A 13,401-nucleotide genomic window follows, 5' to 3' on the forward strand; every position below is an offset into this window, starting at 1 on the left:
GTGCCCTGCACCACGGGAATCAAGGCAAGTTCGGCAAATCCGCCTCCACGACGACGACGTTGGGGTCCGTCGCCACCCACCGCATGAGGATCTGATAGCCAAGGCTCAACGCGGTCGCGCCGATGAACATGCCGAGAATGCCGGCGCCGGCCAGCCCGCCCAATGCACCCAGCAGCACCACCGGCATGGGCGCATCCACGCCCCGGCCCAGCAGGAGAGGCTTGAGCACGTTGTCGAGCATGCCCGCAACAGCCAATAGCACCGAGTAGATGACAGCCGGCATGGTGTCGTAGTTGCCGCTCAGCCAGATGTAGGCAATGACGGGCAGCGTCACCAGCAGCGCCGGCACCTGCGCCACGCCAAGCACCAGGACAACCATTGCGAGCACGCCGGCAAATGGAACGGCGGCGACGATCATCACGATGCCCACCACCATCGCCTGGATGAAGGCTACGCCCACGACGCCCAATGCGACTGCGCGGATGGTCGACGTGGCCAGCGCAGCGAACTCCACGCCCCGCTGGTTGCCAACGATGCGCCCAAGGATCGATCGCGACGCGTCGGCGCCCGACTCCCCGAAGGCCATGATCACCCCCGCGATGACGAACGAGAACATGAATAGAAGCACCGTGCCCGCGATGCTCGCCACCATCTCCAGTGCCTTGGAGGCCAGCTCGCCAAGCTGCGGCTGCATTCTCTGGACGACCGACGGCAAGTCGTTGTGTGCCAGCGACCAGGCGCCACTCACCTTCGGCCCGATGACCGGCCAATCCGCGAGTCCTGGCGGCGGCGGCGGAACTGCGAACTTGTTGTCCCGCAGGCGCTCAACGGTCTCGTGCACCGAATCACCCATCGAGCCGAGGACCACCGCCATCGGCACCACGATCAGCGCGATGCCACCCAGCACGACCAAAGTGGCCGCCAGCCCCTGTTTGCCGCCCAGCTTGGCGGCCAATGCCTGATGGCCTGGATAGATCGTCACTGCCAGAATCAGCGCCCAGGCCATCATCGAGATGAAGGGCGCGAAGATCTTGAAACACAACAGCGTCAGTGCGAGGACCAGCCCGGCGCGGATGAACACATCCATCAGCTTTCGGGCGACCCGTGTTTCGAGGACCAGGTCCGGCTTTAAAAGCGTAGTCATGGGTCGACCTTCGAAAGTAGACGACTTCGGAATTCTCCGGCGATGGGTTTTGCTGGACTTGACAACTCTCAAGCGCGAAGCAATCAGCCAGTGGCAGGATGCAGGCTCTGATGCGCCTTGGTGACCTGCCAGTCGAACCGCGACACGAACAACTGCGCTGGACGCTGATCGCGGTGGCGAGCATCGCGCTGGCCTTTCTGGGCGCATGGCTGTTGCTGAGTGCGATTCCGCGCCATATCGTTCTTGCGTCGGGCCTGCCGGACGGCATGTACCACCAGTACGCACAGCGCTACAAGCAGATCCTGGCGCGGGACGGTGTCACCGTCGAAGAACGCATCACTGGAGGCGCCGACGAAAACGAGCGCCTTCTGCGCGATCCGAAGTCGGGGGTGGATGTGGCTTTCGTGCATGGCGGCGTGGTGCGCCCGCACGAGCGCGACGACCTGGTCATGCTCGCCGCGCTGTATTACGAGCCATTGTGGATCTTCTACCGCGACACGGTCGTCCACGAGCACTTCGACGAGCTTCGCCACAGGCGCCTCGCCGTCGGTTCACCGGGCAGCGGGGTGCGGGCCTTCATGGAGCCGCTGCTTGCCGCCAACAACATCACCAGCCTCAACTCCGAACTGGTGCCGCTGGTCAATCTGGAGGCCTTGCGCGCGCTGCAGGCTGGAACGGTAGACGCCGCGTTCCTGATCGGACCCGCGCAGTTTCCGGCCATATGGCAGGCCCTGCACGACCCGGAACTGAAGCTGCTGAGCCTGGGGCGCGCGGAGGCTTATCAGCGCCGCTTTCCCTACATCACCAAACTGACCTTGCCGCCAGGGACCATCGATCTCGAAGAACACATTCCGAAGGAAGAGGTGAAGCTGATCGGCACCAAGGCCATGCTCGTCGCGCGCGACGGTCTCTCGCCGGCGATCATCAACCTGCTGCTGGAGGCCGCGCGCGAGCTGCATGGGAATCAGGGATTTTTCGAGGCCGACGACGAATTTCCGAATACATCGATGGTCGACCTGCCGGTGTCGAGCGATGCGAGCCGCCATCATCGATTCGGCCCGAGCATGCTTCACCGGTACCTGCCCTTTACGGTCGCCGCCTACCTAGAACGCCTGATCGTGCTGCTGTTGCCGGTGATCTTCGTGATTGTTCCATTGACCAATGTCCTGCCGCGACTGATTCGCTGGCGCATGCGCTCGCGCATCTATCGCTGGTATGGAGAGCTGGCACTGCTCGAACGGGATGTCAGGACACGGACCGGCACCCTGCCACTCGACCAGTGGTTGCTCGACCTCGGCCGCATCGAGCAGGCTGCTGCACGCATCCGCGCGCCGTTGAGCTACGCGAGCGAGGCCTACACGCTGCGGGAGCACATCGGCCTGGTGCGGAGCGCCGTGATGGCCAAGGCACGGGGCGCCAGCGGAAACGGCAACGGAAACGGCAACGGCGATGCGCCTGCGCCTTGACAGAGCGCGTCAGGACTTTCGGGCCTCGACACCGCCATCGATGCCGACCGCATGATCTTCCGGGTTGATCCAGAAGTGGGCGACCATCACATCACCATTGGCCATGGGCGTCACATGCATCCGGAACCACCGCAACTCGTCGGGCGAGTGACAGGAGTATTCGCAAGTAAATGTCTTGCGATCCTCGTAGACCACGCCTTCGAGGCCCCGAAGCACCTTCATTGCCGATTCGTCGCTGAGCGAACTGCGCCGACACACCTCCATGTAATTCACGCCCGGACCGACCAAGCTGAAATCAGGCTGTCCGTTGTGGTTTGCGAATTCGCTCCATGCGCGGTTGACAAAACGGATCGTGCCGCGCCGGTCCATGACTGCGACAGTCCCTGCAATCGCATCGATCACGTCCTGCAGCATCTTGTCCGTCGCGCGAGTCAACAGTCTTGGCAGTGCCTGGGCGTCGTCGAAGTCGCTACGCGGTCCGTCTCCATTCATTGCCCCTTTCAACGGGGCACCGTGGTCCAGCAACCCCGGAGCACCTGCACATGGAACCAGCACATCGAGCACGGTGCCTCCTTCCGGCCCGCGGTCGATCCGCACGACACCACCGTGGGCACGAATCCGTTCGCGAATGCCCAGGATTCCGAAAGACCCGTGCTTATGCATGTCCCCTGCATCCAGTCCGCATCCGTTGTCGCTGATCTGCAGCGAGATCGACTCGGGAGTCGCACTTCCGAGCCGGATCTGAACTTCGCTCGCGTGCGAATGCTTGGCCACGTTGTTGAGCGCTTCCTGGGCGACGCGATAGAGGCAAATGGCAATCGGCTGCGCTTCGACCCATTCGCTTGAAATGACTTCCTCGGGCGCATCGACGCTGCACGCAATGCCGGTCTGTTGACCGAATTGCGCAGCCATGGCCTCCAGCGCAGGCACCAGGCCCAGGTCTTCGAGCATCGGCGGACGGAGGTCGTTGACGATACGCCGCGTCGAAACGACTGCTCTTTCTGCGAGACGATCGACATTGCCAAGGAGGAGCGGCAACTGCGGCGCATCCTCTCCCAAGCGCTCGGCAATGAAATGCAGATCCATGCGGATCGCGGACAAGGTCTGTTGCAGATCGTCGTGCAGTTCTCGTGCGATGCGCTTGCGCTCCTCTTCCTGCACCCGGTCGCGTGAGGCAATAAGCCGTTGCAGCGCCAAATGCGACGACGCAAGGTCGGCTTGCACCTCTCTCATCTCAGTCACATTGCGAACCGTCACCACGGCGCCCGCAATCGCGCCGCCTTCGGAGCAAATCGGCGCGAAGCTGTAGCTGCCGATCAATGACGCGCCTGAATCCAGGCGTCTCAACCGGTATTCGACATTGGTCGCCGTTTCTCCTCGCAGCGCCCTCGACAGCGGCCATTCTTCACGTGTCGACGGTTCGCCGTCGAGCATGAACAATTCAAGCCTCTTGAGGTATTCCGCCAGGCCGCGTCGGCAAGCGGCTTTGTCGGCAAAGCCGTGCAAGGATGCGAAGGCGTCGTTGAACTCGATGATTCGCCCTTGCGCGTCAGAGATATAGACGGCATCGCTCATGCTCGTCAGCGCCGCCTGAAGCTTCCAGGCGCTCTCGCGAAGGTCTTGCTCACTCAGCGCCTTGGCATCCATCACCCGATTGAGTTCTTGCGCCACCGCCCTGATTTCCGGCGGCCCGATGAGGCTGGCCCGAGTGGCTTCCTTGCCGGCTGCGATCAAGGTGGCGGTTTCCTTCAGGTGAGCGATGGGATCCACGATGCCGGCGCCCAGCCGCCACGCGAAGGCAAGTGCGAAGAGGCACAAACCGAGGGCGATCACGATCGCCAGCACGGCCGAACTCGGCTCCTCCGCGATCTCGGCCTTGATGAGCCAAGTCACGAGCACCGCGAGAGGAAGCAGCGCGCCCGCCACAAGAAGGACGATTCGGCTCCGGATCGACAGGTTCTCAAACCATGAAGCCATGAGGGATGGATCAGTTGCGTTAGGGCTTTAGGCCGCCGCTAGGATGCCTCAAAAATGCCGTGCTTTCTGATGAATCATTGACCAGACGCATTCTGCGTGCGGCTGTTCGGCGGCAACATGGCCGCAGGGTCAACAAACGACTTTGCGAGGGCCGGACGTGAAAGTGCTGCTGGTCGATGATTCCGTGGCAATACAGCGAAGCTTCGGCGCGCTGCTGGCGACTGCGGCGGGCGTCGAAATCGTCGGTTATGCGGATGACCTGGCGACGGCTGTCGAAGCCATCGCGTCGAGCACGCCCGATCTCATCGTCCTGGACGCCAAACTGCGCGGGAACGACCGCGGCATCGATGTCTTGCGCCATGTCAGGCTGCACGAGCCTCACATCAAGATCGTCATGTTTTCGCAGTTCAACTGGACGTCGATGCGCCACACGCTCATCAAGGCCGGCGCCCTCGCCTACTTCGACAAAAGCACCGAATTCCAGCAGGCGCGAGACTTCATTGCGGATCTTTCGATCGCCCAGTCCGCCCGATCCGCGCAGTAGTCCGAGTTGGCCGAGTTAGGCCGCGCTCAGGAATTGAGTGCCGGTCTTTGCGTCTTTGCAGGTGCGCGCGTGCCCTGCGCATACGACTGCAATGAACCGAGGTCGAGAATCTCCACCTTGCGTTGCTCGACTTCGATCAGGCCGGCTTCCATCAATGCAGCAAACGACCGGCTGATCGTTTCGTGGGCCACCCCCAGGTAGCTTCCGATGTCGCGGCGCGTCATCTGTAGGCGCAGCGATCTTGGCGATTGCCCGCACGTCGACATGCAGCGCGACACATGCAGCAGGAATCTCGCCAGCCGCACCTCGGACGCGGCGGCAGCCATCATCTCCGACACGCGCGTCAGGTCGAGCATGGCCCTGGCCATCGCCCGCAGGATGCCGCGGTCGAAGGAGGGCAGATGTTGCGCCAGAGCATGGAAGTCGGGCAAGGCGATGGCGAAGACACTGGCGTCCTCCAGTGCGACGGTTGCCATCTGGTGGCGAGCGTCGAACAGCGCGTCGCAGCCAAGCAGTTCCCCCCTGCGGACGAAGCCGAACACCTGTTCGTAGCCGTCCTCGGCAGTCCTGAAGACCTTGAAGACGCCGGTACGAACGATGTGGATGGAGGTCGCCGGCGCACCTTCTAGAAACAAAAGTTCTCCTGTTTGCAGTCGGCGCACCGTCGGCTGAAAGGTCGACATGGGCCAATCGTCGCCAGCGGTCACGCCGATGAGGTCGAGCATGTCATGAAGAGGGGTCGAGTCGCGACGATCACTGCCGTGAAGCCTCAGGCCGATGTTGCCGCTGAAGTACGACGGAGTCTCATGGGCTTGGGGGATGTTCATTGCGTGCTCTCCAGGTTGTGGGCACTGGCCGGGAGGCCGAAGCTTGCCTCGCAAGCTGCCCGACGAACATCGGTGCGATGCTTTGCACAACGGCGGATTCAACCCGAGAGATTCGGATTTCGCCGAACGCTGGCTAGGAAAATTCCGAACGTCGCAGTCTGTCAACGTCTTGTGAAGCCGCGCGTTTGGCGTCATAGTCGATCGAAATAAACACTGAGATCCGGGCAGCTCTGTTCTGCTGGGTCCGAGGAGGTATTGAGATGGACGCCACTGCTTCCGCGCCGGCGCTGCGAATACTCCTGGTCGACGATCACATGGTCGTCCGGGAAGGCCTCATCCGAGTGCTCGATCCGGCCGCCAACAACTGGGTCTTGACCGAGGCGACGACTGGCTATCAGGCGCTCGACCTTCTCGCAGGGAGTGAGTTCGACCTCGCACTCATCGACCTGTCGATGCCCGGCATGACGGGGCTTGAACTGGTTCAACGCATCAAGTCGGGGTTCAACCGTGTCCGCATTCTTGTCCTCAGCATGCACGCCGAAGAGCAGTACGCAATGCGCGCCTTCAAGGCGGGGGCCAACGGCTACGTCACCAAGGACATTGCCGCCAGGGAGCTCGTTGGTGCGGTGCGCAAGGTTGCGGCGGGCGGCGCCTACGTCACCGAGAGCCTGGCCGAGAAGTTCGTGCAGCAACTCAATGGATCGTCGGAAGCTCCCCGACATGCGCAGCTGACCGATCGCGAACTCGAAGTGCTGCGGCGCGTGGCTGCAGGCCAACCGCTCACCGCCATCGGCGATGCGCTTCACCTGTCGGTGAAGACCGTGAGCACCCACAAGACGCGGATTCAGGAAAAGCTGGATCTCTCCAGCACCGCCGAATTGATTCGCTACGCTCTGGAGAACCACATTGACGACGCTTTCGTGCAGACCTAGGCTTTCGCTCCGTTTCCGCTCTTCGTTCTCAATTAAGGAAGGCGAACCATGCGTGCACTGATCGTCCGCTTTGCCCGTTCGCTGATGGTCGCTGCGTCGCTGTTCACGGCGCTCGCCGGGGCGCAGCAGGGGCAGACCTTCTCGCGCGAACAGTTGGACCAGATGATGGCGCCCATCGCGCTGTATCCGGACCAGTTGCTGTCGCAGGTGCTGATGGCCTCGACCTATCCATCGGACGTCGCGGATGCAGCGCGATGGTCCAAGGCGCATCGGGACGAGAAAGGCGATGCGGCGCTGAAGCTCGTGGCCGATCAGCCATGGGACCCGAGCGTGCAGTCGCTGGTTGCGTTTCCCCAGGTGCTCCAGATGATGGGCGACAAGCCGGATTGGGTGCAGAACCTGGGCGATGCATTTCTCGCGTCGTCCAAGGACGTGCTCGATTCCGCACAGCGGCTGCGCGCCAAGGCCCAGCAGACGGGCAACCTCAAGAGCTCCGAGCAGCAGAACGTCATCGTCCAGCAAGAGCCGCAGACGCAGCAGACAGTCATCAAGATCGAGCCCGCCAACCCTCAGGTGGTCTACGTGCCTTCCTATAACCCGACGGTGGTTTATGGCGCCTGGCCCTATCCGGCCTACCCGCCCTATTACTACCCGCCCGCTCCCTACTACTACCCGGGCGCGGCACTCGCGACCGGCATCGCCTTCGGCGTGGGCGTGGCTGCCACTGCTGCACTTTGGGGCAATGCCAATTGGGGCGGCGGTAACGTCAACGTGAACGTCAATCGGTACAACAGCGTCAACGCCAATCGGCAGATCAACGCCAATCAGACGAACTTCCAGCACAACGCGGCGAATCGGCGCGGAGTGCCATATCGCGATTCGGCCAGCCAGCAGCAGTTCGGAAAGAATGTGGCAGGCGCAGACCAGCGCGGCGACTACCGCGGCCGGGATGCGCAGCGTCAGCAGGCTCAATCTCAGTTGCAACAGCGCGGCATGGACCCCGGCCAAGGGCGCGATCAGCTTCGCAATGACCCGGGCACACGCGATCGAGCGCAGGCTGCTGCCGGCGGCGCGGGTCGCGGTCCCGGCGGCGCAGGGGGCGTGGGCGGTCCGGGCAGCGCTGGCCGTCCCGGGGGCGCTGGCGGCCCCGGAGGCGTCGGTGGTGCCGGAGGCGTCGGCGGGGTCGGCGGCGCGGGTGGCCCCGGAAATGTGGGTGGACCTGGAGGCGCTGGACGTCCGGGCGGCGCTGGTGGTCCAGGGGGCGTCGGGGGCGTCGGAGGTGCCGGAGGCATCGGCGGTCCTGGAGGACCGGGCAGCGCCGGAGGCGTCGGGGGTCCCGGGAGTGCCGGGGCACGCGGCGGCGACAACGCCTTGAGAGGCGCCGGCGACGGAAATCAGGCCCGCCAGCAGACAAGCCGCGGAGACGCAAGCCGGCAGTCGATGTCGCACAACTACGGGGGCGGCGGTGGCGCTCGTGCCGGTGGTGGTGGCGGAGGCGCACACATGAGTGGTGGCGGCGCTCGCGCGGGCGGCGGAGGTGGCGGCATGCGAGGCGGCGGCGGTGGTGGGCGCGGCGGCGGCGGCCGTCGTTGAAGCGATTGGAGGAATTCATGACGCAACACACTCAACGACACTCGCGGACATCGTGGCTGAACGTGGGCAAGTTCAAGTCCTTGGCGGCCGGGACGGCGATGGCGCTGTCCCTGTCGCTCGCATCGGGCCCTGTATTCGCGCAGCACGCCTACCCCTCTCCGGACGCGGCCGCGCAAGCGTTCGTCGATGCCGTCACCCGCAGTGATACCGCCGCCCTGACACTCGTGCTCGGCCCCGACTGGAGGCGCTTCGTTCCTGAGGGCGGCGTCGATGTGGACGACATCTACGACTTCCTCGGCGCCTGGTCCAGGCAGCACAAGATCGTGCTCGAAACGCCGGGCAAGGCCATGCTCGCCGTGGGCGACAGCGACTGGACCCTGCCGGTGCCGATCGTGAAGAGCGCCGCCGGCTGGAAGTTCGACCCGAAGGCGGGTGCGGACCTCATGCGCACCCGGCGCATCGGGCGCAACGAACTCGCCGCAATGCAAGCCGCGCTCGCGTACTTCGATGCGCAGAAGGAATATGCGCAGAAAGACCGCGACAACAATGGCGTGCTCGAATACGCGCAGAAGTTCGTGAGTTCACCCGGCAAGCACGACGGCCTCTACTGGCCCGACGCCACGGGCCAGGACGAGAGCCCGCTCGGCCCGCTCTACGGCGGCCAGAAGAGCAGCGAGGGCTATCACGGCTATCACTTCCGCATCCTGAAAGCCCAGGGCAAGGACGCACCGGGCGGTGCTTACGACTATGTGATCGGCGGGCGCATGCGTGCCGGCTTTGCACTGATCGCATGGCCGATCCGCTACGGAGACACGGGCGTGATGAGCTTCATGGTCAGCCATGACGGCACCCTGTACGAGAAGGATCTCGGCTCCAACACCGATGCCGCGGCACGCGCCCTCACGCGCTTCAACCCGGATTCGAGTTGGCGCAAGGTGGACGTGCCCGGCAGCTGATCCGCCCCTTCCAGAGCATCAGGCAGTGGCTCGATGCCGCGCAATGGCTTGTTCGACGCCGAAGAACATGCCATCGCGGCCGAGACGTTCGCCCAGCGGTGAACGCTGCACCATCGCCAGCACGCCGGGATTCAGGCCCGCGAGCCAGAGCGCGATCCCGTCATTGCGCAGCCTTTCCTCGCCTTCGGTCAGCATCTTGAGCGCGGTGTATTCGATATCGAACACACTGCTCATGTCGAGAACGACCACCTGCGGGTGCGCCGCATCGACCAGCGCCATCATCTTGAGACCCATGCGCTCCGCGTTGGCGAAGAAGATCCGCCCTTCCGGCCGCAGGAGAAGCAATCCACCGAAGGATTCATCTTCGGGATGCTCATCGCTTCGCGGCCGCAGCACGCTCGTTCCCGGCTTGCGTCCGAGCACATGCACGGGCGGATCGGACATCTGGTAGGCCAGCGCGACGAGCGACACCACGATCGCGGCGACGATGCCTTGCAGCGTTCCGAGAAGCACCACGCCCGCCATTGCAACGAGCGCCCACACGAACTCGGTGCGCCGAATCTTGATGATGGCCCTGAACTCCGCCGGCTTGATCAAGCCCATCGAATAGACGATGACCACCGCTGCCAGTGTCGCGTGCGGCATCAGCCCGATGAAAGGCGCCAGGAAGAGCGCAGTGCCCAATGCGGCTGCTGCGGTGACCAGTTCGGCAAGCTGGGTGCGCGCGCCACCCAGCTGGTTCACGGCCGTCTGCGTGGTGCCTCCGCCCGCCGGCATTGCATTGAGCAGCGCGCCGCCGACGTTCGCGAGTCCTGTCGCCCAAAGCTCCCGATTGGGCTCCGGCGTCGGATCTCCGCTGCGCGCGAAAGCCCGCCCCGCGGCAATCGTCTCGGTGAAGCTCATCAGCGCAATCCCCAGCGCCGCAGGCCAGAGCGGAATGATCAGCTGCAAATCCGGCAGCGTCACTGGCGGCAATCCGGTTGGCACCGCCCCTACCGGTGCAACGCCATAACTCTCGAGCCCCAGGAACTTCATCGCGGCGATGCCTCCCGCCACTGCGATCAGCGGAGCGGGCGCGCGCGGCGTGAAGCGCTCCATCGCCACCAGCGCGATCACGGTGATAACGCCGACAAGCACCGTCGGCACCGATGCATCCGGCAGGCTGTGCACGACGGAAACCACGTTGTGCAAGAACGAGCCCTTCGCAAAGTGAATGCCGAGCAGCTTGGGGATCTGGTCCACCACGATGACGATGCCGATCCCCGCCTTGAAGCCGATCAGCACTGGTTCGGAGATGAAGTTCGCGACAAAGCCGAGCCGTAGCAATCCCGCCACGACCAGGATGATGCCGGTCATCAGCGCCAGAGTCGCGGTAGCGGTCACCAGGCCCGCAGCGTTGTCGTCCGGCACCACGGCCGCCAACGCGGTGCCGGTCAGGATGGCGATCGTGGTGGTCGTGCTCACGCTGAGTGGACGCGAGGTCCCGAGGAGCGCGTAGATCACCATCGGGACGAACACCGTATAGATGCCGACCTGCACCGGCAGGCCCGCGATCGTCGCATAGGCGAAGGCTTTGGGAATGACAACCGCCGCCGCGATCAGGCCCGCGACGACGTCCGCGGAGAGCCATTCAGACCGATAGTCGCGAAGCCATCCCGGGATCGGCAATCCCACGCGGCCGCGCATGTGATGGCGCATGCTCAATAGATCTCGGGCACCACCCTCAACGGGTGGTCCGACTCGCGGTAGTCGCCGCGCGCTTGCCGCTTGGGGAGCTTGATCTTCTCGCGCGGCACTTCTTCATAGGGGATATGAGCCAGCAAGTGCTTGATGAGATTCAAACGCGCCCGCCGCTTGTCGTTCGAGTTCACGACAAACCACGGCGCCGCCGGCAAGTCGGTGGCCGTGAACATCTCGTCGCGTGCGCGCGAATAGTCGAACCAGCGGTTATAGGACTTGAGGTCCATCGGCGACAGCTTCCAGATCTTGCGTCCGTCCTGGATGCGGGCTTCGAGCCGCCGGGTCTGCTCTTCGGCGCTGACTTCCAGCCAGTACTTCAGCAGGATGGTTCCGGAATCGATGATGGCGCGCTCCACCAGCGGTGTGCCCGCCAGGAAGGCTTTGGCCTGCGCCTCGGTGCAGAAACCCATCACGCGCTCCACGCCCGCGCGGTTGTACCAACTGCGGTCGAAGATCACGATCTCGCCGGCCGCGGGAAGGTGCGCGAAGTAGCGCTGGAAGTACATCTGCGACTTCTGCCGCTCCGTCGGCGCCGGCAGGGCGACGACCCGGAACACGCGCGGGCTGACGCGCTCGGTGATCGCCTTGATCGTCCCGCCCTTGCCCGCGCCATCGCGCCCCTCCAGGACCACGCAGACCTTCAGGCCCGCGTGCTGCACCCACTGCTGCAACTTGACCAGTTCGATGTGAAGTTCGCGCAGTGCCTTGTCATAGTCCTTGCCGGACAGCGGCTGCGACTTGTCGCCTGCAGCAACTTTCGCGTCGCCTTGTTGTGCCGCCTCGGGCAACTCCTGTGCGCCGTCCTTGTGGTTCGATTTGCCCTGATGGTGTCTCTTGTCGCTCTTTGACATTGCCAGCTCCTCGTTGATGAAGGTCCTGTGTCACAGCAGCCGGGCGGCGTCGTCCAGCAGATTGCGGCGCTGCGGCACATCCGCCCGCATCACCCGCACCAGCGCGAACGCGCGCTCGGTGGGTGGATCGCCGGGGACACGCGCGATCTCCAGATCGAGCGTGTGGCCGCCGTCTTCGTCCTGCTCGTTTGGATGCTCTTGACGCTCTGGCAGCACCACGTTCATGCGGCTCAGCCGCAGGCGCCGCTTCGTGACGTGGATCAACCGGCCTGCATCCGCGAACGCCTCGCACATGACCTCGAGTTGCCGGTCAAGCGCCTCGGCGCGCGATCCCAGGCTCTTGAGCTCGCGGTCGTTCTCTTCCATTTGCGTGCGCAAGCGTGCCGGGTCGGCATCGCCTCTGGCCTCGCCGCCCAGCATCGATCGCATGCCCGTGCCCTGGCGCTCGATCAGGCGCAAGCGCGTTGCCAGGAGCGCACGCTCCTGCTGCAAGACATCTCGCCGCGACGTGTCCGCCTCGATCCGCGCCAGCGCCTCGATGGCCAACTGATCGATCATCCGGAACACGATCTCGCGCCGAAGCCCGGCATCTTCGGGGCCGCAGATGCGGATCTGGTGATCGCTGAAGCTCACGGTCGTCTGCGGAACGTCCGAGCGCGTGATGCCGCCTTCCTGGGCGACACCAAGGGTTCGGCGTTCGCTCATCGCCATGCCGAGCACAGCGAACACTTCGCCCAATGCGGGCTCCTGGTCGAGAAAGCGGCGCAGATCTTCAGACCGGCTGAGCGCCGGCCCGACGTCGTCCGCCGAGCCGAAGAACGCCCTCATGTAGGGATCGGATGCCCAACTTGCCGCATCGAGCGTTCGCAGCGGGGGAAATCCGGCGACGAGTTCGCGAAGATGGCGCGCGGCCTTCGAGACTGCCGACTTCAGGCGCGCTTCGTGCCCGCGAGCCAGTCGAAGGCGCGGACTCAATGCCAGAACCCGTTCCACCATTCGCTGGATGTCCTCATCCGGCGGCGCGTCACTGTCGCCGCCCTTGTCGCCGCCTTTGTTCCCGAAGAGCCGACCGATGAGTCCCATGGCCCGTCCTTGTAGAGGATCGATCAGGCGAAGTCGTCGCTCAGCACTTGCACTGTGAGGCGTCCCGTTTTCCAGAACATGTCATGGATCCTCTCCTTGACCTTCTTGAGTGCCTCCGGATGCACTCCGTTGAAGGTCATGATGGCCGCAGGCCGGGTGCCGGCGCCCGGCACGTGCTGGATTTCGTCGAATTCCGGGCAGCCGTATTTGACGAGGAACGCCTTGATCTCGTCATCGGTCGTCCCGTCCGGAATGTTTCCAATGAACAGTCGCGCCATTTGGAATCTC

At 64.1% G+C, this 13,401-nt stretch carries 12 protein-coding genes; 5 read left to right on the forward strand and 7 right to left on the reverse strand.

The window, feature by feature from the left end; all coding sequences use genetic code 11:
* Positions 1-19: 19 nt before the first annotated feature.
* Entirely contained in the window at positions 20-1,144 is a 1,125-nt protein-coding gene (locus tag AC1DSF_RS06960; RefSeq protein ID WP_478126495.1) for an AI-2E family transporter, read from the reverse strand.
* A gap of 110 nt (positions 1,145-1,254) precedes the next feature.
* Here AC1DSF_RS06960 and AC1DSF_RS06965 point away from each other — a divergent pair, with 110 nt between their 5' ends.
* The gene (locus AC1DSF_RS06965) at positions 1,255-2,610 is read left to right on the forward strand and encodes a TAXI family TRAP transporter solute-binding subunit (RefSeq protein WP_478126496.1); all 1,356 of its coding nucleotides are present in this window, start codon (positions 1,255-1,257) and stop codon (positions 2,608-2,610) included.
* A gap of 9 nt (positions 2,611-2,619) precedes the next feature.
* Here the strand turns inward: AC1DSF_RS06965 and AC1DSF_RS06970 are convergent, their stop codons facing one another.
* Complete coding sequence (locus AC1DSF_RS06970; RefSeq protein WP_478126497.1) at positions 2,620-4,587, reverse strand: PAS domain-containing sensor histidine kinase; 1,968 nt, start codon at positions 4,585-4,587, stop codon at positions 2,620-2,622.
* Positions 4,588-4,744: 157 nt separating this feature from the next.
* Between AC1DSF_RS06970 and AC1DSF_RS06975 the strand changes: the two genes are divergently transcribed.
* A complete protein-coding gene (locus AC1DSF_RS06975) occupies positions 4,745-5,131 on the forward strand; it encodes a response regulator (RefSeq protein ID WP_478126498.1) in 387 nt (128 codons plus the stop codon).
* Positions 5,132-5,157: 26 nt separating this feature from the next.
* Here AC1DSF_RS06975 and AC1DSF_RS06980 read toward each other — a convergent pair whose 3' ends face one another.
* Entirely contained in the window at positions 5,158-5,958 is an 801-nt protein-coding gene (locus tag AC1DSF_RS06980; protein ID WP_478126499.1) for a Crp/Fnr family transcriptional regulator, read from the reverse strand.
* Positions 5,959-6,218: 260 nt separating this feature from the next.
* On the opposite strand from AC1DSF_RS06980, the gene AC1DSF_RS06985 reads away from it, so the two are divergent.
* Genes AC1DSF_RS06985 through AC1DSF_RS06995 form a run of 3 tightly spaced genes read left to right on the forward strand, consistent with a single transcriptional unit; the run spans position 6,219 to position 9,439 of the window.
* Positions 6,219-6,890 carry a response regulator gene (locus AC1DSF_RS06985; RefSeq protein WP_478126500.1) on the forward strand — a complete coding sequence of 224 codons (672 nt, stop codon included), beginning with the start codon at positions 6,219-6,221 and terminating at the stop codon, positions 6,888-6,890.
* Positions 6,891-6,938: 48 nt separating this feature from the next.
* Positions 6,939-8,483, forward strand: coding sequence for a DUF3300 domain-containing protein (locus tag AC1DSF_RS06990; RefSeq protein ID WP_478126501.1), 1,545 nt, complete (start codon positions 6,939-6,941; stop codon positions 8,481-8,483).
* A 17-nt stretch (positions 8,484-8,500) separates the two neighbouring features.
* Complete coding sequence (locus AC1DSF_RS06995) at positions 8,501-9,439, forward strand: DUF2950 domain-containing protein (protein WP_478126502.1); 939 nt, start codon at positions 8,501-8,503, stop codon at positions 9,437-9,439.
* Positions 9,440-9,457: 18 nt separating this feature from the next.
* Here AC1DSF_RS06995 and AC1DSF_RS07000 read toward each other — a convergent pair whose 3' ends face one another.
* The 4 genes from AC1DSF_RS07000 to AC1DSF_RS07015 are packed head-to-tail and all read right to left on the reverse strand — an operon-like array spanning position 9,458 to position 13,391.
* Complete coding sequence (locus tag AC1DSF_RS07000; RefSeq protein ID WP_478126503.1) at positions 9,458-11,137, reverse strand: SulP family inorganic anion transporter; 1,680 nt, start codon at positions 11,135-11,137, stop codon at positions 9,458-9,460.
* Positions 11,138-11,139: 2 nt separating this feature from the next.
* Positions 11,140-12,030: a polyphosphate kinase 2 gene (gene ppk2 / locus AC1DSF_RS07005; protein WP_478182481.1), complete on the reverse strand. Its 891-nt coding sequence runs from the start codon at positions 12,028-12,030 to the stop codon at positions 11,140-11,142.
* 30 nt (positions 12,031-12,060) lie between these two features.
* Positions 12,061-13,113 carry a hypothetical protein gene (locus AC1DSF_RS07010; protein ID WP_478182482.1) on the reverse strand — a complete coding sequence of 351 codons (1,053 nt, stop codon included), beginning with the start codon at positions 13,111-13,113 and terminating at the stop codon, positions 12,061-12,063.
* A 23-nt stretch (positions 13,114-13,136) separates the two neighbouring features.
* The gene (locus AC1DSF_RS07015; RefSeq protein ID WP_478126506.1) at positions 13,137-13,391 is read right to left on the reverse strand and encodes an RNA-binding protein; all 255 of its coding nucleotides are present in this window, start codon (positions 13,389-13,391) and stop codon (positions 13,137-13,139) included.
* Between the last annotated feature and the right edge of the window lie 10 nt (positions 13,392-13,401).

It is taken from the genome of Variovorax sp. 01N429, from assembly GCF_056399425.1.

What these genes read in the sequence shown, in the direction of transcription:
- AC1DSF_RS06980 (WP_478126499.1), bottom strand. Translation starts at nt 5,958, where the DNA reads ATGAACATCCCCCAAGCCCATGAGACTCCGTCGTACTTCAGCGGCAAC.
- AC1DSF_RS06995 (WP_478126502.1), top strand. Translation starts at nt 8,501, where the DNA reads ATGACGCAACACACTCAACGACACTCGCGGACATCGTGGCTGAACGTG.
- AC1DSF_RS06990 (WP_478126501.1), top strand. Translation starts at nt 6,939, where the DNA reads ATGCGTGCACTGATCGTCCGCTTTGCCCGTTCGCTGATGGTCGCTGCG.
- AC1DSF_RS06970 (WP_478126497.1), bottom strand. Translation starts at nt 4,587, where the DNA reads ATGGCTTCATGGTTTGAGAACCTGTCGATCCGGAGCCGAATCGTCCTT.
- AC1DSF_RS07010 (WP_478182482.1), bottom strand. Translation starts at nt 13,113, where the DNA reads ATGGGACTCATCGGTCGGCTCTTCGGGAACAAAGGCGGCGACAAGGGC.
- ppk2 (WP_478182481.1), bottom strand. Translation starts at nt 12,030, where the DNA reads ATGTCAAAGAGCGACAAGAGACACCATCAGGGCAAATCGAACCACAAG.
- AC1DSF_RS07000 (WP_478126503.1), bottom strand. Translation starts at nt 11,137, where the DNA reads ATGCGCCATCACATGCGCGGCCGCGTGGGATTGCCGATCCCGGGATGG.
- AC1DSF_RS07015 (WP_478126506.1), bottom strand. Translation starts at nt 13,391, where the DNA reads ATGGCGCGACTGTTCATTGGAAACATTCCGGACGGGACGACCGATGAC.
- AC1DSF_RS06960 (WP_478126495.1), bottom strand. Translation starts at nt 1,144, where the DNA reads ATGACTACGCTTTTAAAGCCGGACCTGGTCCTCGAAACACGGGTCGCC.
- AC1DSF_RS06965 (WP_478126496.1), top strand. Translation starts at nt 1,255, where the DNA reads ATGCGCCTTGGTGACCTGCCAGTCGAACCGCGACACGAACAACTGCGC.
- AC1DSF_RS06985 (WP_478126500.1), top strand. Translation starts at nt 6,219, where the DNA reads ATGGACGCCACTGCTTCCGCGCCGGCGCTGCGAATACTCCTGGTCGAC.